This is a genomic window from Massilia sp. Se16.2.3 (assembly GCF_014171595.1).
Classification (GTDB): Bacteria; Pseudomonadota; Gammaproteobacteria; order Burkholderiales; family Burkholderiaceae_D; genus Telluria.
In genome coordinates, this window is record NZ_CP050451.1 from 2,010,249 (window position 1) to 2,035,506 (window position 25,258).

General features: G+C 65.0%; 24 protein-coding genes and 1 pseudogene. 11 read left to right on the top strand and 14 right to left on the bottom strand.

The features are described 5' to 3' along the window. From G4G31_RS09300 to G4G31_RS09320, 5 genes are all read right to left on the bottom strand, one after another. Positions 1–1,086 carry an ABC transporter permease gene (locus G4G31_RS09300; protein WP_182991189.1) on the bottom strand — a complete coding sequence of 362 codons (1,086 nt, stop codon included), beginning with the start codon at positions 1,084–1,086 and terminating at the stop codon, positions 1–3. A 4-nt stretch (positions 1,087–1,090) separates the two neighbouring features. Continuing rightward, positions 1,091–2,620, bottom strand: a complete 1,530-nt coding sequence (locus G4G31_RS09305) for an ABC transporter ATP-binding protein (RefSeq protein WP_182991190.1) — start codon at positions 2,618–2,620, stop codon at positions 1,091–1,093. A 101-nt stretch (positions 2,621–2,721) separates the two neighbouring features. Next, positions 2,722–3,729 carry a BMP family protein gene (locus G4G31_RS09310; RefSeq protein ID WP_182991191.1) on the bottom strand — a complete coding sequence of 336 codons (1,008 nt, stop codon included), beginning with the start codon at positions 3,727–3,729 and terminating at the stop codon, positions 2,722–2,724. A 402-nt stretch (positions 3,730–4,131) separates the two neighbouring features. Further along, positions 4,132–5,001 carry an alpha/beta hydrolase gene (locus G4G31_RS09315; protein ID WP_182991728.1) on the bottom strand — a complete coding sequence of 290 codons (870 nt, stop codon included), beginning with the start codon at positions 4,999–5,001 and terminating at the stop codon, positions 4,132–4,134. 185 nt (positions 5,002–5,186) lie between these two features. Next, positions 5,187–5,726 (bottom strand): DUF2231 domain-containing protein, encoded by a 540-nt coding sequence (locus G4G31_RS09320; protein ID WP_182991192.1) that lies wholly within the window; start codon positions 5,724–5,726, stop codon positions 5,187–5,189. 192 nt (positions 5,727–5,918) lie between these two features. Here G4G31_RS09320 and G4G31_RS09325 point away from each other — a divergent pair, with 192 nt between their 5' ends. Next, the gene (locus G4G31_RS09325) at positions 5,919–6,221 is read left to right on the top strand and encodes a YciI-like protein (RefSeq protein WP_182991193.1); all 303 of its coding nucleotides are present in this window, start codon (positions 5,919–5,921) and stop codon (positions 6,219–6,221) included. Between the two features lie 111 nt (positions 6,222–6,332). Here G4G31_RS09325 and G4G31_RS09330 read toward each other — a convergent pair whose 3' ends face one another. Beyond that, positions 6,333–7,316 carry an SMP-30/gluconolactonase/LRE family protein gene (locus G4G31_RS09330; RefSeq protein ID WP_182991194.1) on the bottom strand — a complete coding sequence of 328 codons (984 nt, stop codon included), beginning with the start codon at positions 7,314–7,316 and terminating at the stop codon, positions 6,333–6,335. After that, positions 7,307–7,528, bottom strand: coding sequence for a hypothetical protein (locus G4G31_RS09335; RefSeq protein WP_182991195.1), 222 nt, complete (start codon positions 7,526–7,528; stop codon positions 7,307–7,309). Before G4G31_RS09335 ends, G4G31_RS09330 begins: the two co-directional genes overlap by 10 nt. Before the next feature lie 201 nt (positions 7,529–7,729). On the opposite strand from G4G31_RS09335, the gene G4G31_RS09340 reads away from it, so the two are divergent. The 3 genes and pseudogenes from G4G31_RS09340 (at position 7,730) to pcp (ending at position 10,038) form a co-directional block, all read left to right on the top strand. Beyond that, entirely contained in the window at positions 7,730–8,422 is a 693-nt protein-coding gene (locus G4G31_RS09340) for a DUF969 domain-containing protein (protein WP_182991196.1), read from the top strand. Next, positions 8,419–9,380, top strand: a pseudogene (locus G4G31_RS09345) (DUF979 domain-containing protein). The gene G4G31_RS09340 and the pseudogene G4G31_RS09345 overlap by 4 nt, the downstream one beginning before the upstream one ends. A 13-nt stretch (positions 9,381–9,393) precedes the next feature. Then, complete coding sequence (pcp, locus tag G4G31_RS09350) at positions 9,394–10,038, top strand: pyroglutamyl-peptidase I (RefSeq protein WP_182991197.1); 645 nt, start codon at positions 9,394–9,396, stop codon at positions 10,036–10,038. A gap of 244 nt (positions 10,039–10,282) precedes the next feature. Here the strand turns inward: pcp and G4G31_RS09355 are convergent, their stop codons facing one another. The 3 genes from G4G31_RS09355 to G4G31_RS09365 are packed head-to-tail and all read right to left on the bottom strand — an operon-like array spanning position 10,283 to position 13,221. Further along, the gene (locus tag G4G31_RS09355; protein WP_182991198.1) at positions 10,283–11,185 is read right to left on the bottom strand and encodes a LysR family transcriptional regulator; all 903 of its coding nucleotides are present in this window, start codon (positions 11,183–11,185) and stop codon (positions 10,283–10,285) included. A 9-nt stretch (positions 11,186–11,194) separates the two neighbouring features. Further along, the gene (locus G4G31_RS09360; RefSeq protein ID WP_182991199.1) at positions 11,195–12,109 is read right to left on the bottom strand and encodes a pseudouridine-5'-phosphate glycosidase; all 915 of its coding nucleotides are present in this window, start codon (positions 12,107–12,109) and stop codon (positions 11,195–11,197) included. Positions 12,110–12,129: 20 nt separating this feature from the next. Continuing rightward, the gene (locus G4G31_RS09365) at positions 12,130–13,221 is read right to left on the bottom strand and encodes a carbohydrate kinase (protein ID WP_182991200.1); all 1,092 of its coding nucleotides are present in this window, start codon (positions 13,219–13,221) and stop codon (positions 12,130–12,132) included. A gap of 330 nt (positions 13,222–13,551) precedes the next feature. On the opposite strand from G4G31_RS09365, the gene xapA reads away from it, so the two are divergent. The 6 genes from xapA (at position 13,552) to G4G31_RS09395 (ending at position 20,857) form a co-directional block, all read left to right on the top strand. Beyond that, positions 13,552–14,394 carry a xanthosine phosphorylase gene (xapA, locus tag G4G31_RS09370; RefSeq protein WP_182991201.1) on the top strand — a complete coding sequence of 281 codons (843 nt, stop codon included), beginning with the start codon at positions 13,552–13,554 and terminating at the stop codon, positions 14,392–14,394. A gap of 19 nt (positions 14,395–14,413) precedes the next feature. Further along, the gene (locus tag G4G31_RS09375; protein WP_182991202.1) at positions 14,414–15,607 is read left to right on the top strand and encodes a phosphopentomutase; all 1,194 of its coding nucleotides are present in this window, start codon (positions 14,414–14,416) and stop codon (positions 15,605–15,607) included. Beyond that, entirely contained in the window at positions 15,604–16,560 is a 957-nt protein-coding gene (gene deoC, locus G4G31_RS09380) for a deoxyribose-phosphate aldolase (RefSeq protein ID WP_182991203.1), read from the top strand. Before G4G31_RS09375 ends, deoC begins: the two co-directional genes overlap by 4 nt. Positions 16,561–16,578: 18 nt before the next feature. After that, the gene (locus G4G31_RS09385; RefSeq protein WP_374011285.1) at positions 16,579–18,957 is read left to right on the top strand and encodes an aldehyde dehydrogenase family protein; all 2,379 of its coding nucleotides are present in this window, start codon (positions 16,579–16,581) and stop codon (positions 18,955–18,957) included. 160 nt (positions 18,958–19,117) lie between these two features. Further along, positions 19,118–20,440: a thymidine phosphorylase gene (gene deoA, locus G4G31_RS09390; RefSeq protein ID WP_182991204.1), complete on the top strand. Its 1,323-nt coding sequence runs from the start codon at positions 19,118–19,120 to the stop codon at positions 20,438–20,440. A gap of 12 nt (positions 20,441–20,452) precedes the next feature. Continuing rightward, a complete protein-coding gene (locus G4G31_RS09395; RefSeq protein WP_182991205.1) occupies positions 20,453–20,857 on the top strand; it encodes a cytidine deaminase in 405 nt (134 codons plus the stop codon). 105 nt (positions 20,858–20,962) lie between these two features. Here G4G31_RS09395 and G4G31_RS09400 read toward each other — a convergent pair whose 3' ends face one another. From G4G31_RS09400 to G4G31_RS09415, 4 genes are all read right to left on the bottom strand, one after another. Next, on the bottom strand, positions 20,963–21,727 hold the full coding sequence (locus tag G4G31_RS09400) for a LytTR family DNA-binding domain-containing protein (RefSeq protein ID WP_182991206.1): 765 nt from the start codon (positions 21,725–21,727) through the stop codon (positions 20,963–20,965). After that, positions 21,727–22,617 carry a sensor histidine kinase gene (locus tag G4G31_RS09405; RefSeq protein WP_182991207.1) on the bottom strand — a complete coding sequence of 297 codons (891 nt, stop codon included), beginning with the start codon at positions 22,615–22,617 and terminating at the stop codon, positions 21,727–21,729. Before G4G31_RS09405 ends, G4G31_RS09400 begins: the two co-directional genes overlap by 1 nt. A 2-nt stretch (positions 22,618–22,619) precedes the next feature. After that, on the bottom strand, positions 22,620–22,904 hold the full coding sequence (locus G4G31_RS09410; protein ID WP_182991208.1) for a hypothetical protein: 285 nt from the start codon (positions 22,902–22,904) through the stop codon (positions 22,620–22,622). Between the two features lie 96 nt (positions 22,905–23,000). Further along, positions 23,001–23,588, bottom strand: coding sequence for a GNAT family N-acetyltransferase (locus G4G31_RS09415; protein WP_182991209.1), 588 nt, complete (start codon positions 23,586–23,588; stop codon positions 23,001–23,003). Between the two features lie 348 nt (positions 23,589–23,936). On the opposite strand from G4G31_RS09415, the gene G4G31_RS09420 reads away from it, so the two are divergent. Then, complete coding sequence (locus G4G31_RS09420) at positions 23,937–25,253, top strand: aspartate aminotransferase family protein (protein WP_182991210.1); 1,317 nt, start codon at positions 23,937–23,939, stop codon at positions 25,251–25,253. Positions 25,254–25,258 lie beyond the last annotated feature (5 nt).

Below are 25,258 nucleotides of genomic sequence, written 5' to 3' on the forward strand. Positions count from 1 at the left end.
TTATCCTTTGCGTGTTGCGTTGATCAGTTTCAGGAGCGGCTTGGCGTAGAAGTTTTCCATCGCGCCGCAGAACAGGATGATCAGTCCCTGGATGAAGATGAAGGTCTCGACCGGAATGTTCGGCTTTTCCAGCGACAGGTCGAAACCGCCCTGGATCAGCGCGCCGAACAGCACCGACGAGAGGAAGATGCCGACCGGGTGCTGGCGGCCCATCAGGGCAATCGCAATGCCGACGAAACCGGCGCCGGCCGGGAAGTTCAAACTCAGGTAGTGGGTCGAACCCATGATCGAATTCACGGCCGCCAGGCCCGCCAGGGCGCCCGAGATCAGCATCGCGACGATGATCATGCGGCTGATGCGCACGCCGGCATAGTGGGCAGCATGCTGGTTCAGGCCGGTGGCGCGCAGCTGGTAGCCCCAGCTCGAGCGCGACACCATCACGCCATAGATGACGAGGGCGAGGATCGCGATGGGGAAGCCGATGTTCAGCGGCGAATCGCCGAAGACAGGGAACCAGGCGTTCAGGGTCGGCAGGGCGGCGGCATCGGTAAAGACGCGGCTGGCCGGGTTCTGTTCGCCTTCGGGCAGCAGCGCCTTGACGATGATGAAGTTCATCAGATTGGCGGCGATGAAGTTGAACATGATGGTCGTGACCACCACATGGCTGCCGCGCTTGGCCTGCAGGTAGCCTGGCAGGAAAGCCCACAGGGCGCCGAACACCGCGCTGCCGAGCATCGCCAGCGGGATCAGCAGCCAGGGCGAGAGCGTGGCGTCGAAAGCCAGCACGGCCAGGGTCAGGCCCAGGCCGCCGAAGTACATCTGGCCTTCGGCACCGATGTTGAACAGGCCCGCCTTCATGGCGATCGAGACGGCCAGGCCCGTGAAGATGAAGGTGCTGGCGTAGAACAGCGTGTAGCCCAGGCCTTCCGGGTTGACGACGGCCGAGTCGATCAGGATCTTCATCGATTCGACCGGGCTCTCGCCCAGCAGGTGGATGACGAGCGCGGCGACCAGCAGCGCCGACAGCAGGTTCAGGACCGGCAGGACGAAGCCTGTCGCCCAGCGTGGAAGTTCAGTTGTTTTCATGGTGTTAATGCTTGTGCATTCCGCCCATCAGCAGGCCGATGCGGGTGGTGTCGAATTCATCGATATTGAGTTCGCCGGTCACGCGGCCGCCCGACATGACCACGATACGGTCGGCCAGGGCGCGCACTTCTTCCAGCTCCACCGACACCAGGAGAATGGCCACGCCTTCGTCGCGCAGGCGCAGCAGCTGGGTATGGATCGATTCGATGGTGCCGATATCGACACCACGGGTTGGCTGGCCGACCAGCATCAGCTTCGGCGCCGCCGACACTTCGCGCGCGATCACGACCTTCTGTTGGTTGCCGCCCGAAAGCAGGCCGATGCGCAGGTCCGGATTGTTCGGACGCACATCGAAAGACTGCAGCAGGCCGGCACAGCGCTTGGCGATCTTGCCGAAGTCGAACAGGCCCCAGCGGTTCTTCACGCGGTCCTGGTAGCCGAAGACGGTGTTCTGCATGACCGAGAAATCCTTGATCACGCCGTCGCGCAGGCGGTCTTCCGGGACGTGGCCGATGCCGAGCTTGCGGAAGGTGGCGGGCAAACCGTCGGCATTCGTGCGGCGGCCGAAGGGCAGGGCACGGCCTTCGAGTTCGACCTGGCCGGAAGAGGGCAGGCGCATGCCGGCCAGGATTTCCATCAGTTCGCTCTGGCCGTTGCCGGACACGCCGGCAATGGCGACGATCTCGCCCTTGCGCACGGTGAGGTCGATGTCGGCCAGCAGCTGGACGCCGTTCGCGTCTTTCAGCTGCAGGTTTTTCACGTTCAGTACAGGTGCGCCCGGATTGAAGGGCTTGCGCGGCAGGTTGCCTTCGATCGGGCGGCCGACCATCATGTTGGCCAGCTGCTCTTTCGAGGTCTCGCGGGTGGTCACGGCGCCCGACACGCGGCCGGCGCGCAGCACCGTCACCTGGTCGGTGATGTCCATGATCTCCTGCAGCTTGTGGGTGATCAGGATGATGGTTTTGCCCTGCTCCTTGAACAGGCGCAGGATGTCGAACAGCGAGGCCGTTTCCTGGGCCGTCAGCACGGCGGTCGGCTCGTCCAGGATCAGGATGTTGGCGCTGCGGTAGATCTGCTTGAGGATCTCGACGCGCTGCTGGGCGCCGACCGACAAATCGTGGATGGTGGCCAGCGGGTCGACGTCGAGGCGGTAGCGGGTGCAGATCTCGCGCAGCGTGGCTTCGACTTCGGCGCGCTTGCTGGCGAGCTTGAAGCCGCCTTCGGCGCCCAGCATCACGTTGTCGAGCACGGTCATGTTCTCGACCAGCATGAAGTGCTGGTGCACCATGCCGATGCCGAGATTGATCGCTTCCTGGCTGCTGCGGATGGCGCGCGCCTGGCCGTCGATCAGGAGCTGGCCACTGTCGGCGTGATAGTAGCCGTACAGGATGCTCATCAGGGTGGATTTGCCGGCGCCGTTTTCACCGATGACGCCATGGATGGAACCCTTGGCGATCGAGAAGCTGACGTCAGCGTTCGCTTGCACCGGCCCGAAGGCCTTGCTTATGTTGCGAAATTCTACGGCTGGCTGCATAGCGATCAGTAGTGGAAAAGATAAATCGTCATTTCAAAAGCGCGCCGCGCCGGGAGTGCCGGCGCGGCGCGCTTTGATTACTAATGGAATCCCGAGTCGGCTCAGACCGGGCAGCTGCTCGCTGCGCGGTAGTCGATAACCTTGGTCTTGCCGTTGATGATGTCGGCCTTGACGGCATTGACGCGCTTCTCCATCTCCGGCGAGACGACCTTGCGGTTGTCCTTGTCCAGCACCCAGTCCACGCCGCCTTCCTTCAGGCCCTTGTAGGTGGTGCCGGCCTTCCAGGTGCCGTTCTTGACCTGCATGAACGAGTCGTAGATGGCGATGTCGACGCGCTTGACCATCGAGGTCAGCATCGAGCCCGGATGCAGGTAGTTCTGGTTCGAATCGACGCCGATGGCCAGCTTGCCTTTTTCCTTGGCCATCTGCAGCGCGCCCATGCCCGAACCGCCGGCCACGGCGAAGACGACGTCGGCGCCGCGGTCGAACTGCTGGCGTGCCAGTTCGCCACCCTTGGCCGGGTCGTTCCAGGCGGCGCTGGTGGTGCCGACCATGTTCGACATGATCTCGATCTTCGGCTGCTGCGCCTTGGCGCCCTGGCTATAGCCGCAGGCGAAGGCGCGGATCAGCGGGATGTCCATGCCGCCGACGAAACCGATCTTCTTCGATTTGGACGCCATGGCGGCGGCAACGCCGACCAGGTAGGAGCCTTCCTGTTCCTTGAACATGATCGAATTGACGTTCGCGCCAGGCGCGATCGAGTCGATCAGGACAAATTTCACCTTCGGGAATTCCTTGGCGACCTTGGCCACGGCCTGGGTCTGCGAGAAACCGATGGCCGCGATCATGTCGAGCTTCTTGCGCGCCAGGCCGCGCATCACCTGCTCGGCCTGGGTATCGCTGTTGGCCTGCACCTCGATGTACGGGATGTTCGTTTCTTTCTTGAAGCGCTCGGCGCCTTCGAAAGCGGACTGGTTGAACGATTTGTCGAACTTGCCGCCGGCATCATAGACGATGCCCAGCTTCGGCGCGCCGGCCGGCGCGGCAGCGGCCGCGGTACCAGCGACGCACAGTGCCGCGATCGTCATGCTGAGTTGCTTGAATTTCATGAATGAGCTCCTGGAATTTCGATATTGTACCCGGCGCAACGGCTGTGTTGGGCTGGACGGCCTAGAGGCAAGGCTCAGCCCGGGTGGGTGTCCCACCTGGATAGAACGTGGTGCCGTGCGGATTGTGGCAGTCCCGGCCATCTCATGCGGTTACGATTTGTATCCTTGCCCTCGCTCCAGCCCTGGGTGCGCGTGGATGTCGCGCCATCACCACAACATTGCGGGGAGTTCGGGGTAGCCATGCGCTGCGCCGGCGCCGGCGTGCCTTGTGCCGCGCGTTTTGCCGGTCGCTCTCACGCTGTCAAATATGCATCAGTCAGTAGATGCATGACAAATACGATTTTACTTGGCAATTTATTCGGAGGAAATATAAATGCCGACAACATTCGGCATTTTTTTTCGTTATGCCACAGATTGGACGAGCTGCGGTGCCGCGAGCGGCTGGCGGAAGCGGTCTGCGAGGAAGGCGGCGACGCGGCCCTGGGTCGCTTCCAGGTAGGGAATGTTCAGGTGGTCGGAACCGGGCACGATCTCGTCGGCGACCAGGTTGGCCAGCTTTTCGCACAGTTGGTCGGTATGCGAATGCGGCACGATGTCGTCGCTTTCGGCACGCAGCACATAGGTTGGTACCTTCAGCAGCGGGGCGTGCTTCACCGACTCGAAGCGGTGACGCAGCATGTATTCGATCGGCATGGCGCGGAACTTGCGCTTGGCAATCGCCAGGATCGAATCGTAGGGGGTGATCAGGACGACCGAATGCGCGGCGCGTTCCTTTGCCACCTGCACCGCGACGCCCGAGCCGAGGCTGCGGCCGACAACGGCGATGCGGCGCGAATCGACCTGGCCGACCGTGGACAGCCAGTCGAACAGGGTGCAGCCGTCCTCGACCAGAAGGGTTTCATCGGGAATGCCCTGGGAATTGCCGTAGCCGCGGTAGTTCATGGCCAGCACCGTCATGTTCGGGAACAGATTGCCGGCATCGCGCACGACCCAGGAGACTTCTTCCGAGCGGCCGCCGAAATACAGCACGGCCGGATGCGGGCCGGGCGTACGCGGCGTCATCAGCCAGCCGCACAGGCGGGTACCGTCTTTCGCGCGCAGGACGATCGGCCGGGTACGGTGGCCGCTGCTGCGCGGGCTGTTTACTTCGGGGATGATGGTCGGATTGAATACCAGCCGGCGCTGGTTGGCGGCGATCGCGGCCGTCAGCCCCAGCCACAACACGCTGGCAAAACCCGCCATCCCTGCCGCCATTTTTTTCGAGGTATCCATGACCACAGTCTACCTCGGCGGTAGAAAAACGTTCTGTGCGTTATGTCGCCATGCACTGCAGCATGAGTTTTGGTCAGCGTGGCAGTCGCTTTTTCGCTACAGCTGAGCTTGTTTTGGCATGGATGAGGCGGGCCGGGGCGGTTCGCGCCGGGCCTGCGACGCGACGGCGCCCGGGCGCAACCGGATCAGCGCATTACCGGGCCGTTCGCGGGGACATATTTTTCGGCCGCGAGCATGGCATGCTTCATGGCCGCGTCGCCGGGTGCCTTGATTTCCGGTACGTCCTGCACCGGGCTCACACCCTTGACCCGCATGCCCTGCTCGTAGACCAGGCGTCCGCCGAACCAGCCCGACACCAGTACACCCGCCGCGGCCAGCGCCGACATCGCCAGCGAGCCGCCGCGATGGTGGCGCGTGTCCTTGCGCATGACGACGTTGGCAGCGGTAAGCGCCAGCGCGCCGGTGTTCAGGATTGCGTGGACATTCGCCGTGCGTTTGACGTCGGTATCGCGCTCGATGGCCATGTAGTCCATGGCACCGGCGACGCCGGCCGCCAGCCCGCCGATCAGGCCGCCCGCCAGGCTGTAATACGAGGCGTTAGCGTAATCGTCGTTGTCGGTGGCGCGGTGCATGGCGTCGAGGATGAAGCCGAATGGAATCAGGGCGGCTGGCGCGACGATCAGCATCGGGTGCAGCGGATGGCCGGCGAGCGTTGACTTGGGCATGGCGGATCTCCTTCGTGGTCGTCTGGATGAAGAAGAGTCTGACACAAGCCTGTGAACCCATCCGCACGGTTAATCCGGGAAATAATTGGCCGGAGCTGCACCGGCAAATGGTCGCGGCCGCGCAGCCGTGCGGCCTGCCCGCATCGGGTAACATGAACCTTTCATCGTGCCGCCAACCATCAAGGAAATATCGTGCATTACCTGCTGACCTACGACCTCGCCCCCGACTATCTCGAACGCCGCGCTGAATTCCGCAACGAACACCTGCGCCTGGCGTGGGAAGCCCAGGAACGTGGCGAACTCGTGCTGGCCGGCGCGCTCGACGAGCCGGCGGACCGCGCACTGCTCGTTTTCAATTGCGACACCCCGGAGACTCCCCAGCTGTTCGCCGCCACGGATCCGTATGTGACCCATGGCCTGGTGCGCGCCTTCCACGTGCGGCCGTGGAATACGGTAGTTGGGGACATCGCCTTCAACCCGGTACGTCCGGGCTGACGAGCCCAGGGCCGCTGGGGCATCGCCAGGCAGCCCGTCACAGGCGGCATGCGCAAGGTCGTCAGCAGCCGGCGGCGGCCAGCGGCCGCAACCAGCCTGCCGCGGCGGACCTCAGCGGGGCACCAGTCTCAGCACCAGGTTCTGCGTCGTGGCCGCCAGCGCGCCACCCTCCATCACTGCCAGCCCGCGTGGCGAATTCAGGCCGCCCGGCAGCGGGCCGAGCACGTTGTTCTGGCTGCCCGCCACGCCGATGACGGTAGCGACCGTGCCCCCGGTGCCGATGCGGCGGATGGTGCCGTTGCCGGTATCGGCGACGAACAGGTTGCCGCCGCGGTCGATCGTGAGGCCGGCGGCGCGGCAGAAGCGTGCCGCCACGGCCTGCCCGTCGGCGCTGCCGCATTGTCCGGCCGCCCCGGCCAGCGTACGTACCTCGCCCGAGGGTGAAATTTCGCGGATCGTCGAATTGCCGGTGTCGGCCACGTACAGATAGCCGGCATCGTCGACCTCGATGTCCTGAGGTTCGCAAAAGCGTGCCGTGCCGCCCCGGCCGTCGTTGCTGCCGCAGGCACCGGCCGTCCCGGCAATGGTGGTCACATTGTTGGCACGGTCGATGCGCCGGATCGTGTGGTTCAGGGTATCGGCGACGTACAGGTTGCCCTGGCGGTCGAGCGTAATGCCTTGCGGCGAGCAGAAGCGTGCCGTGCGGGCAGGGCCGTCGCTGCTGCCGCACTGTCCCGCTGCACCGGCCAGGGTGGTGACGGCACCGGCCGGGCTGATTTGCCGGATGGTCGAGTTGCCGGTGTCGGTCAGGTACAGGTTGCCGTCGGCGTCGACTTCCAGCCGGGTCGGCGCATTGAAGCGCGCGCCAGTGCCGGCGCCGTCGCTGCTGCCGATGGCGCCCGCGCTGCCGGCATGGGTGACCGCGACGCCCTGCGGCGAGACCTTGCGGATCGTGCTGCCGTTTTTCTCGGCGACGTACAGGTTGCCGTCGGGCGCGTGCACGATGCCTTCGGGGGCGTCGAAGCGGGCGTTCGACCCGGAGCCGTCGAGCGAACCGCCGCAGGTCGGACAGAGTCCGCCAGCGATCAGGAACACACCGCTGTCGCCCGGCGGGCGGCCGTGACCGGCCAGCCAGGATGGTCGGGTTCATCGTCGTCGTAGTCGCTGTAGCCGATACCGATGGCGACGCCGCCACCGCAGGCGGCCAGCGCCCCGCACAAGCCCAGCGGCCACAGCCAGCGCGGCAACCTCGATAACAATCGGCTGATGAAGCGGCGCAGGGCGTGCGCGAAAGGCGGCAAGCGCATGATGTCTCCTCCGGATGGCGGTCGGCGCCGCTGTTTGTCTGATCGAGGTTAATGGTCGCCAGGGGTGCGGGCATGAGCGCGATCAAGCGTGCGCAGGTACGAAATGCCCTGTCGGCCGGACGCCACGGGCAGCGACCTTTCATTCGTGCAAGCCCTGTTCGGTTACACTTGCCCGGCTATCAATTCCAAGCTGGAGAGTGCATGCACACTGCCGTCAACCTGTGGCCGCTGCTGGGCGTGGCCGTCATCGCCGCGGGCTTCCTGCTGCGTGCCAATCCCGTGCTGGTGGTGGTCGCCGCCTGCGGCGTCACTGGCGCCGCCGCGGCGCTGCCCGTCATGCATGTGCTCGAGTCGCTCGGCACGGCCTTCATCAAGACCCGCAACCTGCCGCTGGTGCTGCTGTTGCCCCTCGCGGCGGTCGGCCTGCTCGAGCGTTTCGGGCTGAAGGAGCACGCCAAGGCCAGCATCGCGCGCATCCGCTCGGCTACCACGGGGCGCCTGCTGATCGTCTACCTGTTCCTGCGCGAGATCTCGGCCGCCGCCGGTCTCACCAGCCTGGGCGGGCAGCCGTCGATGGTGCGGCCGCTGGTGGCGCCCCTGGCCGAAGGTGCGGCCGAAGCGCGCAACGGCAAGCTGTCCGACCGCCTGCGCTACCGCATCCGCGCGATGGCCGCGGCCACCGACAACGTCGGCCTGTTCTTCGGCGAAGACATTTTTGTTGCCTTCGGGGCGATCGTGCTGATGCAGACCATCCTGCGGGCCGAGGGCATCGAGGTCGACCCGATGCGCATGGCGCTTTGGGGCATCCCGACCGCCGTCTGCGCCTTCGTGATCCACAGCTGGAACCTGCGCCGCCTCGACGCCGCCATCCGCCGCGAAGGGGAGGGCAAGTGATCTTTTCGCTCGGATTGCTGTATGTACTGGTCGGCCTGCTGCTGGCCTTTGTCGCCGTGCTCACCGCGCTCGACCGCGCCCACCCTCGCCGCTTCACGAGCGCGCTGTTCTGGGGCCTGTACGCCGCCGTCTACCTGTTCGGCGACTTCATGGCACCCGCACTGGCCGGCGCCATCATGATCGCGATGGCGCTGCTGGCCGGCTGCGGGCTGGTCAGGGCCGGCGGCCACGGCACGCTCGACGAAGGGACACGCTCCGCCAGCGCCGCGCGCCCTGGGCAACCGCCTGTTCCTGCCTGCGCTGGTGATCCCGATCGTGACCGTGCTCGGAGCGACGCTATTGAAGGATGTGCACATCGGCGAGCTGGCCCTGTTCGACAAGGCGCACCTGACCCTGGCCAGCCTCGGCCTGGGCGCGCTGCTGGCGGTGGCGGCGGCCTGCTGGCTGACCCGCGCCAGTCCCCTGCAGGGGCGTGCGCGAAGCGCACCGGCTGGTCGACGCCATGAGCTGGGCGGTGACGCTGCCGCACATGCTGGCCGTGCTCGGGCTGCTGTTCTCGGAAGCCGGCGTCGGGCGCGCTGTCGCCCACGTCAGCACGGCCTGGTTCGACATCGATTCGCGCCTGGCCGCGGTCTGCCTGTATTGCATCGGCATGGCCCTGTTCACCATAATCATGGGAAATGGCTTTGCGGCGTTCCCGGTAATTGCCGGCGGTATCGGCGTGCCCTTGCTGGTTCGACAATATGGCGCCGATCCGGCCGTGATGGCTGCCATCGGCATGTTCAGTGCGTATTGCGGCACATTAATGACGCCGATGGCGGCGAACTTTAATATCGTGCCGGCGGCCCTGCTGGAGTTGCCCGACAAGAACGCGGTGATCAAGGCGCAGATTCCGACCGCGCTGCCCTTACTGGCGGCGAACATCGTCCTCCTGTATTTCCTGATGAACCTTTCCTGATGGATCAATAGCGATGAAAAAGACTGTGCTGCTGACCGGTTTCGAACCCTTCAACGGAGCGAGCATCAACCCGGCCTGGGAGGCGGTGCGTGCGCTCAAGGGCTGGCGTGGCGAAGACTTCCTGGTGGAAGTGCTGCAGCTACCCTGCGTGTTCGGTTTCGCCAACCGCGTGCTGCGCGGCGCAATCGACGAGATCAAGCCGGACGTCGTGATCTGCGTCGGCCAGGCGGGAGGGCGCGCCGACCTGACCGTCGAGCGCGTTGCGATCAACGTCGACGACGCACCGATTGTCGACAACGACATGCAGCAGCCGATCGACGCGCCGATCGTCGCCGGCGGACCGGCCGCCTACTTCGCGACGCTGCCGGTGAAAGCCATCGTTGCCGCCATGCGCGAGCGCGATTTGCGCGCATCGGTGTCGCAGACGGCCGGCACTTTCGTGTGCAATCACGTGTTCTATGGCTTGATGGACCATGTCGACGGCAGCGCGATCCAGGGCGGGTTCATCCACGTGCCTTACCTGCCCGAGCAGGCCGCAGCGTTCCCGGGCGCGCCATCGATGGCCCTGGCCGACATCGTCGAGGGATTAAGGGTGGCAGTGGAAGTCGCCGTGCGGGGTGGCGGTGAACAGGCTCAGGTGGAAGGCGCGACCCACTAATGTAGGGTGGGTGCGGCCGGCGAGGCTCCGCCCACGCGGTACGGCGGTCAATTTGCGATTGCGTTTGCAAATAGACCTTCCCCATGCGTCACGGGGTGTGACCAACAGCGCCGCCGATCAAGCGATGATACCGCGTGGGCGGAGCCTCGCCGGCCGCACCCACCCTACGAACCCGTTGAACGGGCGGGCGGCGCACGTGCCGCCATTGCGCATCGTGCCGGATGCAGCCGCCCGCCCTACGAATTCAATCCCCGTCCGGCTTCACGATCTTCAAAAACGCCCGCACCACCGGCGCATCGTCCTGCCCCGGATACGTGATGTACAGATTCGCCGACGGCGGATTCGTCCGGATCGGCACGAACACCACGCCCGGCCAGCCGATGCGGCTGGTCGTCTCCGGCAGCAACGCCACGCCCAGGCCGGCCCCCACCATCGCCAGCAGCGTTTGCGGTTCTGCCGCTTCCTGGAAGATGGTCGGCTGGAAGCCGGCGGCGATGCAGCAGCCGATCAGGTAGCGCGGCTCGGCGGACTGGTTCAGGTGCAGCGTCAGCATCGGTTCGCTGGCGATGTCGAGCAGCTCGATCGCCTCGCGCTGCGCCAGCGGATGGTGCTTGTGCACGGCCACGCACACGTTCTCGCGGAAGCACAGTTCCTGGTGCAGGCCGGCAGCCTTCAGGGATTCGTCGTCGAGGCGCGGCTCGCGCCAGAAGCCGACATCGATCTGCTTCGACCGCAGCGCCTCGAACTGCTCGTCGGGACCGAGTTCGTGGATGGTCCAGGTCACGCGCGGGAACTCGGACTGGAAGCGCTCGAGCAGGCTCGGGATCGGGCCCCACATCGCCGAGCCGACGATGCCCACGCGCAGGCGCCCGACTTCGCCGCGGTCGATCTGGCGGATGGTGTCGATCGTCATGCGCATGCGCCCCAGCAGGTCCGATGCCTCCGCCATCAGCGCCTTGCCCGCCACCGTCAGCTCGAAGCTGCGCGTGGTGCGCGCGAACAGGCGCACGCCGAGTTCCGACTCGAGCTTCATGATCTGCTGCGACAGGGGAGGCTGCGAAATGTGCAGGCGTTCGGCGGCGCGGCTGAAGCTCTTTTCCTCGGCCACGGCCAGGAAGTACTTCAACTGTTTCAGGTCGATCGACATGGCGGCGGATCAGGCGTTCGGGTTCAGGGCCACGGCCAGGCGCGCACCGATCAATGCGTTGTGTTCGACCAGGGCGATGTTGGTCGCCAGGCTGCGCCCTTCGGTGAGTTCCTTGATGCGTGCCAGCAGGAAGGGCGTCACCTTCTTGCCGGCGACACCCTGCTGCGCCGCCTCGCCCAGCGCCTGTTCGGTGATGCGGTCGATCTCTTCCTTCGGCATGGCCGCTGCTTCCGGCACCGGATTGCTGACCACCACGCCACCATCCAAACCCAGTTGCCACTTGGTGCGGATGAAGCGTGCCTGGTCTTCGGCGCTGTCGAGCTGGAAGTCGGCCTTGAAGCCCGATTCGCGCGTGAAGAAGGCGGGGAAGCCGGGCTGGCCGACGCTCAGCACCGGTACGCCATGGGTTTCCAGGTATTCGAGGGTCAGGCCGATGTCCAGGATCGATTTCACGCCGGCGCAGACCACCGCAACACTCGTCCGGGCCAGTTCCTGCAGGTCGGCTGAAATATCAAAACTGGTCTCGGCGCCGCGGTGCACGCCGCCGATGCCGCCGGTAACAAACACCTCGATGCCAGCCAGCCGGGCGCAGATCATCGTGGCGGCCACGGTGGTGGCGCCCAGCAGGCGCTGCGACAGCACATAGGCCAGGTCGCGCCGGCTCACTTTCAATGCATCCGGGGCGGTGCCGAGGGTCTCGAGCTGCTCGTCGGAGAGACCGATGCAGATCTTGCCGTCCATGATGGCGATCGTCGCGGGCACGGCGCCGGCGTCGCGGATGATCTGTTCGACCTTGCGCGCGGTCTGCACGTTCTGCGGGTAAGGCATGCCGTGCGAGATGATGGTCGACTCGAGGGCGACGACGGGCTTGCCGGCATTGCGGGCGGCGGCGACTTCAGGAGAAAACTGCAGGTAGGCTTGCATGGTGGTCCAGGATCCAATAATCAGTTGAGGGCGCCGAAGGTTTCCGGCGCCAGTTGCGGGCAGACGGTCTGGCGGCATTCGATCGTCATGGCCGACAGTTGCAGGCCGCGGCGGCAGGCCAGGGCCAGGTCGCTGCCGCCGCTGTGCAGCGACAGCACGACCGCGGCGGCAAAGGCGTCGCCGGCACCGGTGACGTCCACCACTTGCGCCGGCGGCGCTTGCAGGCGTTCGACGGCGCCGCCGCTGGTAAAGAGCACGCCGCGCGCGCCCAGCGTCACCACCACGTCCTCGGCGCCTTGCGCCTGCACTTCGCGGCAGGCCGCCGCCAGTTCGGCTTCGCCAGGCAGGTCGCGGCCCACGCGCGTGGCCAGTTCGCCTTCGTTCAGGATGAGGAGGCGCACCCCGGCAAGGGACTTCGGCAACCGGTTCATCTTCGGTTCCGACACCGCTACCAGCACCACCGAGATGCTGTCGCGCGCGGCGTCGCGCTGCAGGGTGGCGATGGCATCCATCGTCAGGTTCAGGTCGGCCACGATCAGCGAAGCGCCGGCGCGCTGCTGCTGGCGCATGTCGAGGAAGGCGGGCGTGATGCGGTCGTACAGCGCCATGTCGGCCAGGGCGACGAGCATCTGGCCTTCGCCGTCGAGCACCGCCGTGTAGGTGCCGCTGCCGGCGTCGTCGAGTTTCAGGGTGCCGCGGGTATCGATGCCGACGCTTTCGGCATGGGCGAGCAGGGCGCGTCCGGAGGAATCGTTGCCGACCGCCGTGATCAGCGACACCGGCGCGCCCATCCGCGCCAGGTTCTCGGCGATGTTGCGCGCCACCCCGCCGAAGGACTCGACCCCGCTGGCCGGATTGGAAGTGCCCATTACCAGCGTGCCGTTTGCGCGCAGCTTGCGGTCGAGATTGGCTGCGCCCACGCACAGGATGGGCCGATGGTCGGGCAGTACGTAGGCACGTCCCAGCAGGCGGCGTTCGCGCACCAGCGTGGCAATGTAGCCGGCCACGGCGGAACGCGACAAGCCGAGCTCGGCGGCGAGATCCTGTTGCGAGATGAAGGGGTTCGCACGGATCAGCTCGTACAACTGTTCTTTTTTCGAGAGTTCAGTCACGGTCGGGACCATTCAACAAATGTTTGTCAATGCTAGACAAATGTTTGATCCGCGTCAACGAATATCAACCCATCTTGTCGGCTTCACCAGATTGTAGCGATATGCCAACGGGCTGCGTCGCCTATCTCAGCCTATTTATTTGTCTGTCGTATAAATGAGCAAGAGAAATGGTATTTGCCATACATATCCGCGATAATGCATAGTTAGAATAATTTTTGGCTACGCAGCGCCCGGTGATCTCAGCACGCGGCACCTGGCCGTCTCCCCGCAAGACCGCACGCTAGCCGCACGACAAGCCTCCCCATTTCAGATTCGACAGAAGGAAAACTCATGTCCAGCAATACCCCATTCGAAGCCGCCGACGTCATCCGCGCCCGCAAACCCGGGTTTGAGCCACGTGTGGCGATGATCCTCGGTTCCGGTCTCGGCGTGTTGGCCGAACAGATGACGGACGCGGTCTCGATCAGCTATGCCGACCTGCCGGGCTTCCCGATCAGCACCGTGCATGGCCACGCGGGCGAGCTGGTGCTGGGCACCCTGGCTGGCGTGCCGGTCGTCTGCATGAAGGGCCGCGGCCACTTCTACGAAGGCTATGGCGCCCATGTCATGACCTCGGCCGTACGCACCTTCAAGCTGCTCGGCTGCGAGATGCTGCTGGTGACGAATGCCGCCGGTTCGCTGCGCCCTGAAGTCGATGCAGGCAGCGTCGTCGTCCTGACCGACCACATCAACCTGCTGCCGGGCAGCCCGATGGCCGGCCCGAACGACGACCGCTTCGGCCCGCGCTTCTTCAGCATGGCCAACGCCTATGATGCCGAGCTGCGCAACCTCGTCAAGGAAACCGCCGCCGCCAAGTCGATCACGCTGCATGAAGGCGTGTACCTCGCCGCACCTGGCCCGAACTTCGAGACCGCCGCCGAAATCCGCGCCTTCCGCACGCTTGGCGCCGATGTCGTCGGCATGTCGGTGGTGCCGGAAGTGATCTCGGCGCGCCACTGCGGCCTGAAGGTCGTCGGTGTGTCGGCAATCACCAACCTGGCCGAAGGCCTGACCCCGTTCCCGCTGTCGCACGAGCAGACCCTGAAGTACGCGGCCGTCGCCGCCAAGGACCTGGTCGCCCTGATCCATTCCTTCACCGAGCGCCTGGGTTCGATCCCGCGCGCAGCAGCTTAAACACCTGTCGAGGACTTCCATGTCACGCGCATTCATTCTCCTGCTTGACTCCTTCGGCCTGGGCGCGCTGCCCGACGCCGACAAATACGGCGACACGGGCGCCAACACTTTCGGCCACATCGCCGAGTGGGCCGCGAAAGAGGGTAAGCCGATGTCGCTGCCGAACCTGGAGCGCCTCGGCCTGGCTGCCGCCGCCCACAAGGCCAGCGGCGAATGGGCCGCCGGTTTTACGCAACGCGAAGGTTTTACCGGTGCCTGGGGCGCCGCGCGCGAACAGTCGACCGGCAAGGACACGCAGAGCGGCCACTGGGAAATCGCCGGCGTGCCGGTGCTGTTCGACTGGGGCTATTTTCCGAAGACCGTGCCGTCCTTTCCAGAAGAGTTGACGGACAAGCTGCAAGAGCTCACGGGCGTTCCTGGCTGGCTGGGCAACTGTCATGCATCGGGTACCACCATCATCGACGAACTCGGTGACGAACATGTCGCTACTGGCCGTCCGATCCTGTACACCTCGGCCGACTCGGTGCTACAGATCGCCGCCCACGAAGAGCACTTCGGCCTCGAGCGCCTGTACGAAGTGTGCGAAGCGGCCTATGAGCTGGTCAAGCCCTACAACATCGGCCGCGTGATCGCGCGTCCTTTCCTGGGCGCGAACGGCAAGTACAAGCGCACCAGCAACCGCCACGACTACGCCGTGCCGCCCACCGCGCCGACGCTGCTCGACCACGTCAAGGAAGCCGGCGGCGAAGTCATCGCCCTCGGTAAAATCAGCGACATCTTCGCGGCCCAGGGCGTGACCCAATTGATCAAGGGTGTCGACAACATGGCCCTGTTCGACCGCCTGGTCGAAGTGGCCGATACGGCGCCGTCGAAATCGCTGACCTTCGTGAACTTCGTCGACTTCGACATGCACTTCGGCCACCGCCGCGACGTCGCCGGCTATGCGAATGCGCTGCACGAGCTGGACGCGCGCCTGCCGGAATTCATGGCGAAGCTGCAGGACGGCGACCTGGTCGTGATCACCGCCGACCACGGCTGCGACCCGACTGCGCCGGGCTCGGACCACACCCGCGAACACATCCCGATGATCTTCTTCGGCCCGCAGGTCAAGCCGCAGGAACTGCCGATCGCATCGACTTTCTCCGATATCGGCGCCACCCTGGCGAACCACCTCGGCGTCAAACCCCTCTCCAACGGAACCGCACTGCTATGACCCAGAACCTGGACTTCAAACGTAATACCGCCGTGGGCCTGGACCTCGGCTGGGTCAACGGCATCAAGGTCAACCGCAATGCGGCCGACCGCCGCGCCGCCAGCCTGGCGAACCGCCGCACGGTCAAGAAGGAATACCAGGCTGCCTGGCTGATCCGCGCCGTGCAGTGCATGGACCTGACCACCCTCGGCGGCGACGATACCCCGGGCCGCGTCGAGCGCCTGTGCATGAAGGCGATGCGCCCGCTGCGCGCCGACCTGATGCAGGCCCTCGGCCTCGAGTCGCTCACGACTGGCGCGGTCTGCGTGTACCACGAGATGATCACGCCTGCGGTGAAGATCCTGCAGGGCCGCCTGCCGATCGCCGCCGTGTCGACCGCTTTCCCGGCCGGCCTGTCCAGCCTGGAGACCAAGCTGCGTGAAATCGAGCTGAGTGTCGCCGCCGGCGCCACCGAGATCGACATCGTCATCACCCGCCAGCATGTCCTGACCGGCAACTGGCAAGCGCTGTACGACGAGATGCTGGCCTACCGCCAGGCTTGCGGCGAAGCGCACGTGAAAGCCATTCTCGCCACCGGCGACCTGGTCACGCTCGACAACGTGGCCAAGGCCTCGTGGGTCTGCATGATGGCCGGTGCCGATTTCATCAAGACCTCGACCGGCAAGGAAGGCGTGAACGCGACCATTCCGGTGTCGCTGGTGATGACCCGCGCGATCCGCGAATACTACGAGCAGACCGGCTTCCAGGTCGGCTACAAGCCGGCGGGCGGCGTGTCCACCGCGAAGAGCGCGCTGCAGTACCTGACCGTGATGAAGGAAGAGCTGGGCAACGACTGGCTGCAGCCGCACCTGTTCCGCATCGGCGCGTCCAGCCTGATGACCGACATCGAGCGCCAGCTCGAGCACTACGTGACCGGTGCTTACTCGGCCGCCCATCGCCACGCGCAACCTTAAACACCGAACGGATTCGTCATGCCAACAATTAAAGAGATTCTGCAAACTATGGATTACGGCCCCGCACCCGAGAGCACCAAAGAAGCAAACGCGTGGCTGGACCAGCATGGACGCCGTTTCGGCCTCTTCATCGACAACGCCTGGACTGAAGGCCTCGAAACCTTCGCATCGAACAATCCGGCCGACGGCTCGGAACTGGCGCAGGTGACGCAAGCCACGCCGGACGACGTGAATCGCGCCGTCGAAGCCGCGCGCCGCGCGCAGCCGGGCTGGGTCGCCATGGGCGGCCATGGCCGTGCCAAGGTCATGTACTCGCTGGCGCGCCTGCTGCAAAAGCACGCACGCCTGTTCGCGGTGCTGGAGACCCTGGACAACGGCAAGACCATCCGCGAAACCCGCGACGCCGATTTGCCGCTGGCTGCACGCCACTTCTACCACCACGCCGGCTGGGCCGCGCTGCAGTCGGAAGAATTCGCGGACTACCGCGCCGTTGGCGTGGTCGGCCAGATCGTGCCGTGGAATTTCCCTGTCCTGATGCTGGCCTGGAAAATCGCGCCTGCCCTGGCCGCCGGTAACACGATCGTCTTCAAGCCGGCCGAATTCACGTCGTTGACCAGCCTGCTGTTTGCCGAGATCTGCCAGCAGGCCGGCGTTCCAGCGGGTGTCGTGAACATCGTCACCGGTGACGGCCGCGTGGGCGAAGCCATCGTGAATCACCCTGGCATCGACAAGCTGGCCTTTACCGGCTCGACCGAAGTCGGCCGCATCATCCGCAAGGCGACCGCCGGCAGCGGCAAGAAGCTGTCGCTGGAACTGGGCGGCAAGTCGCCCTTCATCGTCTTCGACGACGCCGACCTGGACGCGGCCGTCGAAGGCCTGGTCGACTCGATCTGGTTCAACCAGGGACAGGTCTGCTGCGCTGGCTCGCGCCTGTTGGTGCAGGAGTCGGTGTACGACCGCTTCATCGCCAAGGTCAAGGTGCGCATGCAGAACCTGCGCGTCGGCTCGCCGCTGGATAAATCGAACGACATCGGCGCCCTGGTCGACCCGGTGCAGCAGCAGCGCATCCACGGCCTGGTGGAAGCTGCCCGTGCCGAAGGTTGCGAGATCTGGCAGCCAGCCTGCGAAGCCCCAAGCGCCGGCTCGTGGTACCTGCCGACCCTGATCACTGGCGCCTCGACCTCGGCCGCCGTCGCCCAGACCGAAATCTTCGGGCCGGTGCTGGTCGCCATGAGCTTCCGCACGCCTGGCGAAGCAGTGCAACTGGCAAACAATACCGTGTATGGCCTGGCCGCCTGCGTGTGGTCGGAATCGATCTCGCTGGCGCTGGACGTCGCGCCGCAGATCAAGGCCGGCGTCGTGTGGATCAACACGGCGAACCAGTTCGACGCAGCTTGCGGTTTCGGCGGCTACAAGGAATCGGGCTTTGGGCGCGAAGGCGGCAAGGAGGGCATGTACGAATACCTGACCCACCGCAGCGAAGACCTGCGCCCGGCTGCACCGGTGATTGCCGAAAAGGGCAAGGTGAAACCGGCGGAAGAGGGGAGCCCGTTCGCCGTCGACCGCACCGCCAAGCTCTACATCGGCGGCAAGCAGGCCCGCCCTGACGGCGCCTACAGCCGCGCGATCATTGGTGCGAATGGCGCCTTCCTGGCCGACGTCGGCGAGGGTAATCGCAAGGACATCCGCAATGCCGTGGAAGCGGCGCACAAGGCTGCCGGCTGGTCGAAAGCCACCGCGCACAACCGCGCGCAAGTGCTGTATTACATCGCCGAGAACCTGGCGATCCGCGCCGACGAATTCGCCCAGCGGATCGCCGCGCAGACCGGCGCCAGGGACGCGGCGCGCGAAGTCGCCGCCTCGATCGAGCGCCTGTTCTACTGGGCTGCATGGGCCGATAAATACGACGGCCTCGCACACCAGCCGCCGATGCACGGCATCACCGTCGCGCTGAACGAGCCGGTGGGCGTGATCGGCGTGATCTGCCCGAACGAGAACCCGCTGCTGGGCTTCATCTCGCTGGTGGCGCCGGCCCTGGCGCTGGGCAACCGCGTGGTCGCCGTGCCGTCGGAAGCGCATCCATTGTCGGCGACGGACCTGTACCAGGTGCTCGACACTTCCGACCTGCCTGGCGGCGTGCTGAATATTGTCACGGGTTCGGCCGACGAGCTGGCACGCACGCTGGCGACCCACGGCGACGTCGATGCCGTGTGGCGTCATGACGGCTCTGCCGAGGGCTGCGCGGAAGTCGAGCGCCTGTCGAGCGAAACCTTGAAGCGCACCTGGGTCGGCGGCGGCAAGGGCCGTGACTGGTTCGATCCGAAGCAGGCCTGCGGCCGCATGGTCTTGCAGCATGCGAGCCAGGTCAAGAACGTCTGGATTCCCTACGGCGTATAAATATGGTTGGCGTCTGTAATGACGCATTTGTAGGGTGGGCGGGTTCCCCGCCCACGCGGTGATAGGTAAAGGCTCCGATGTCGTGCGCGGGCTGGCATACGCTAACTATCACCGCGTGGGCGGGAGACCCGCCCACCCTACGTTATAGAAAGGTTTAACTATGTTCCTCCCCCAAGAAATCGTCCGCAAGAAGCGCGACGGCGGCATCCTGACCGCGGAAGAAATCCAGTTTTTCGTGCGCGGCATCCCTGACGGCAGCGTCACCGAAGGCCAGATCGCTGCACTCGCGATGGCCGTCTACTTCAACGACATGAGCATGGACGAACGCGTCGCCTTCACGCTGGCAATGCGCGATTCCGGCCAGGTCATGGAATGGAAGTCCCTGAATTTGCCAGGCCCCGTGGTCGACAAGCACTCGACCGGCGGCGTCGGCGACGTGGTGTCGCTCATGCTCGGACCGATGATCGCGGCCTGCGGCGGTTTCGTGCCGATGATCTCGGGCCGCGGCCTGGGCCACACCGGCGGCACGCTCGACAAGTTCGATTCGATCCCCGGCTACAGCACCGTGCCGGATCCGGAAAAATTCCGCCAGGTCGTCAAGGACGTGGGCGTGGCCATCATCGGCCAGACTGCCCAGCTGGCGCCGGCCGACAAGCGTTTCTACAGCATCCGCGACACGACGGCGACGGTGGAATCGGTGGCGATGATCACCGGTTCCATCCTCTCCAAGAAGCTGTCGGCAGGTCTCGATGCGCTGGTGATGGACGTGAAAGTCGGTAGCGGCGCCTTCATGCCGACCTTTGAGAAATCGGTGGAACTGGCCGAGAGCATCGTCGCGGTTGGCAATGGCGCCGGCACCCGCACCTCGGCCATCCTGACGGGCATGGACGAGTCGCTCTGCCACGCCGCCGGCAACGCTGTCGAAGTGCGCGTCGCGATCGACTACCTGACCGGCAAATCGCGTCCGGCACGCCTGCATGAAGTGACGATGGCGCTCTGCGCCGAGATGCTGGTCATCTCGGGCCTGGCCGCCACGGAAGCGGAGGCGCGCGCGAAACTGCAGGCGGCGCTCGACTCGGGCGAAGCGGCGGAACGCTTCGCGCGCATGGTCGCGGCCCTGGGCGGCCCGGCCGGCCTGATGGACAAGCCGGACGCCTATCTGGAAACGGCCCCTGTCATCGTGCCGGTTCCAGCACTGCAGGCAGGCTATGCTGCTTCGGTCGACACCCGCGGCCTGGGCCTGGCGGTCGTGGCGCTGGGCGGCGGCCGCGTGCGTCCGCAGGATGCGATCGACTTCGCCGTCGGTCTCACTAACCTGGTGGAACTGGGCGACCCGATCGAGGTCGGACAGCCTCTGGCTACCGTCCATGCACGTACCGTTGATGCGGCCGAGCAGGCCGTGCGCCAGGTGCAGGCGGCGTACCAGATCGGTCTTGAAAAACCGGCGGCCCAGCCGATGATCCACCGCACCATCCGTCCGTAAGAAGGCAGCATCATGAAATACGCAAAACTGATTGCCGAAGCGGGCGCCGCGCGCGAACTGGCCTATGTGCCGTACTCGAAATTCCAGGTCGGCGCCGCCCTCGAATGCAAGGACGGCCGCATCTTCCGCGGCTGCAACATCGAGAACGCCTCCTACGGCCTGTGCAACTGCGCCGAGCGCACCGCCTTCTTCTCGGCCATGGCCCACGGCTACAAGCCGGGCGACTTCACGGCCCTGGCCGTGATCGGCCAGACGGATGGTCCGATCGCCCCCTGCGGCGCCTGCCGCCAGGTCATCCTGGAACTGGGCGGCAATGACCTGCCGGTGGTGCTGACCAACCTGAAGGGCGACATCCTCGAGACGACCGCGGCGGCGCAGCTGCCGAATGCGTTCGGGAGCTGGGATTTGAACAAGTAAGACTGCAAGGACCGGTGCTTGCCGCACCGGTCGATGTACTGGAAAGCGCTGCACGCGAAAGCGGAGCAGCGCTTTTTTATTCGCGCTTCGTCAATGGCCGCCTCATCACATCTGCTGAAACAAATGCGCATGATTCCGGCTTACCTCCAGCTCCTGCGGATAATTGCGCACCCTGAGCATCTGCCGCCCGCGCATATCGCGTGACACCTCGGCAATCGCATCCACCCGCACCAGCGTCGACCGGTGAATCCGCCAGAACTCGTCCGGATCGAGCTCGTCCGCCAGTTCCTTCAGTGTCTTGCGGATCAATAGTTCGGCAGTGGCCGTCTGCACCCTCGTGTACTTTTCATCCGACTGGAAAAACAGGATCTCGCGCGTGCTGATCATGCGCAGGTTGCCGCCGACTTGCGCCTGGATCCAGCGCAGGTAGTTGCGCTTCGGCGCCGCGCCCTGTTGCTGCAGCAGCTGGCCCAGCTGCGCCAGTTGCGAGCCGATGTCCTGAGGGGCCTGGGTGAGCCTGCGATGAAGGCGCTCGCGGGTCGTCGACAGCCGCTCGGCGGTCACGGGTTTGAGCAGGTAGTCGATGGCGCCATGCTCGAAAGCATCCACCGCGTACTGGTCGTAGGCGGTGACGAACACGATGTGGCAACGGTTGTAGAGTTGGCGGGCCGCTTCGATGCCGCCCATGCCGGGCATGCGGATGTCGAGGAAGGCGATCTGCGGCTTGTACCGTGCGGCCAAATCGACGGCTTCGATGCCATTCGTGGCCACGGCGACGACTTCGATGTCGGGCCAGGCTTCGAGCAGGCGTGCATGCAGTTGTTCGCGCATCGCTGCTTCATCGTCGGCAATCAGGGCAGTAACGCGCATTATGCTCCCTCCATCATTTTGTACGGAATGCGCACCGAAGCGCAGGCGCCGCCGCCCGGTGGCGCTTCGATCACGAGCTCGGCCGCGGCGCCGTAGAGTAGATGGAGGCGCTCGCGGATGTTCGCCAGGCCCACGCCGTCGTCGGCATGCAGGTCGATGCCGACGCCGTCGTCGCACACGTCCACGATCAGCGTGGCGCCTTCAACCCTTCCTCGCACCGTGATGGTGCCGCCGGCGATCTTCGGCTCCAGACCATGCTTGATGGCGTTCTCGATCAGGGTTTGCAGCATCATTGGCGGGAAGGGTGCGCTGCCGAGGAAATCGGGCACTTCGAAACGCACCGCCAACCTTTCCTTCATCCTGGCCTGCATGATGGCCAGGTAGGCCCGTGAGAGTTCGAGCTGCTTGCCGAGGGTGGACCCGCCAGCGGAGCGCATCTGCGGAAGGCTGGACCTGAGATAGGCGATCAGGTGCGCATGCACCTTGGCCGCTTCCGGCGGATCGGTTTCGATCAGGCGGCCGATCAGGGCCAGCGTATTGAACAGGAAGTGCGGTTCGACCTGAGCCTGCAGGGCGGCCATCTGCGACTCGACCAGGCGCTGTTCCAGCGTCGCGACCTCGGCCTTGAGGGTGGCGTCGCGCGCCACGAGTTCGGCGCGGCGCTTGCCGCCGGCCAGCACCTTCACCCCGAAGGAAACGAACACATACCAGAACGCTGGCTCGGGGGTATTGACCAGCACAAAGAAGACGATCGCCAGGAACCAGGTCAAATAGAGTTGACGCCACTCGACGACGGCAAGCCAGTCGAAAAAGGCCCACCAGAGCGCCTTGGCCTCGGCGAAAGCCTGGCGCACGAAGTCGAGTGTCCGGTTGATCTGGCTTGCCTGCACGTTCAGTCTCCGTTGTGCGTCGTGTCGTGCGTGGTCGGCGTTGCGATGGGCGTCGTCTTGTCGCCATTGATGGCCAGCACCGCATACTTGACGGCGAGGAAGATCGCGAAGAGCGTCAATGCCGTCGGAATCACGGCGATGGCGCAGGCGACCAGGAAGGCGGCCAGCAGCAGGGCTGGCCAGGGCAGGGCGGAGAAGGTGCGCAGCCCGCCACGCACGACGCGCATGCAGCTTTCCGCGGCGTCTTCGAGTTCGGCGGCAAAGGACCGGAAAGTCGTGGTTTTCATCTGTGTTCTCCCTGTAAAAGTGGATCGGATGAACACACTGTATGCCAGCGAAAGGGTCGCTTGGTGCGTCCTGCGACGAAGCGCAATTTTCATGGGCTAACCGGTAGCGTCGCCCGACGAACGGGACCGCTGGTGCGCCTCCCAGCCACGCTTGAGCAGGCCATAAAAGGCGGTGTCGGTGGTTTCGCCGGCGACGATCCAGCGCTCCGGCATATAGCCCTCCTGGCGGAAGCCCAGCTTTTCCAGCACACGGCCGGACGCGATATTGCGCGGGTCGATATCGGCTTCGATGCGGTTCATGCCCAAGCCTTCGAAAGCATGCTCCACCAGCGCCGGCAGGGCTTCGCTGACGATGCCCTGGCCCCAGAAGCTGCTGCCGAGCGCGTAGCCGATTTCGCAGCGGCGGTTGTCGCGATTCACGCCGAACAGGCTGGCTGTGCCGACCAGTTCGTCCGTACGGGTGAGCACGATGCCGAAGCGCAGGGCGCTGCCGTCGGCATAGCCCTGGGAGGCGGCAACGAGCATCTCCTCGGCCTGTGCCATGTCGGTCCAGGCACCGCGCGACCAATAGCGTACGACGGCGGGATCGGAAAAGATCGCGAACAGGGCCGGGGCGTCGCCGGCGCCCAGTGGACGCAGCGTCAGGCGTTCGGAATGCAGTAGCGGCGGCAGCGTCTCAGACATGAAAGTCTCCAGTGTGTCATCACGATGGTCTTACCCGCGATGGATGAGTTTGCGTTAGATCAAATGCCCGGGCTTTGCCGTTCTGCCTGTCGGTGCAGTGCTTTAGCATTGTCCAGTGCCCGCTGCCGACTCCACATATATGCAAATTGATATGACTAGGCTACAGCGCGCGTTTATATTACCGGAACGACGGCGGGTTTTTGCATATTTGCAACGCATCCGCCGGCCGGGTCTGGCGCAGCTTGCCCGCGGCTTGCCATCCGCTTCGCAGGCGCGCACATTGCTAGTAGATTGCCTCATCGTTTTGCCATTCGGTCACTTATTGGCTGCAAACAAGGGAGAGCCTGCATGAACGAGTCCAGACCCCAGTCGATGTCCGCCTTCTGGATGCCTTTCACGAACAACCGCGATTTCAAGAGCGATCCGCGCCTGCTGGTTTCGGCCCAGGGCATGTATTACCAGGACGTCGACGGCAACCAGGTCCTCGACGGCACCGCCGGCCTGTGGTGCGTGCCCTGCGGGCATGCCCAGCCGAAAATCGTCGGCGCCGTGCGCGAGATGATCGGCAAGCTCGACTTCGCGCCCACTTTCCAGATGGGCCATCCGGCCGCCTTCGATTTGGCCGAACGCTTGATGGACTACACCGGGCACAAATTCGGCCACGTGTTCTATACCAATTCCGGTTCCGAAGCCGTCGACACCGCCCTCAAGATCGCGCTGGCCTACCACAAGGCACGCGGCGAGGGCGGGCGGACGCGCCTGATCGGACGCGAGCGGGGCTACCATGGTGTCGGCTTCGGCGGCCTGTCGGTTGGCGGCATCGGCCCCAACCGCAAGCATTTCGGCCCGCTGCTGCCGGGTGTCGACCACCTTCCGCACACCCACAACCTGCAGAAGAATGCGTTTTCGCGCGGCGAACCCGATTTCGGCGCCGAACTGGCGGACGAACTGGAACGCCTGGTCACCCTGCACGATGCGTCCACGATTGCCGCCGTCATCATCGAGCCGGTCTCCGGCTCCACCGGCGTGCTGGTGCCGCCGAAAGGCTACCTCAAGAAACTGCGCCATATCTGCGACAAGTACGGCATCCTGCTCATTTTCGACGAAGTCATCACCGGTTTCGGGCGCCTCACCACGCCGTTTGCCGCCGACTATTTCGGCGTCGAGCCGGACATGATGACGACCGCAAAAGGCCTGACCAATGGCGTGATCCCGATGGGCGCGGTGTTTTCCAGGCGCTTCATCCACGATGCCTTCATGGAGGCGCCGGCCGGCATCGAACTGTTTCATGGCTATACCTATTCCGGTCACCCGGTGGCCTGCGCCGCGGCCCTGGCCACGCTCGAGGTCTTCCAGGACCAGGGCATCCTCGAGCACGCGAAGGGCATCCAGGCCTATTGGGAAGACGCGGTGCATGCACTGAAGGGGCTGCCGCACGTGATCGACCTGCGCACGATCGGCCTGGTCGCCGGTATCGAGCTCGAATCGATTCCGGGCAAGCCGGGCGCGCGCGCCTACCAGGCATTGAAGAAGGCCTTCGCGGACGGTATCCTGATCCGTACCACGGGCGACATCATCGCGCTGTCGCCGCCGCTCATCCTCGAGAAGCAGCACATCGACGAGTTGTTCGGCAAGCTGGCTACCGTACTCAAACACCTGGACTGAAGAGA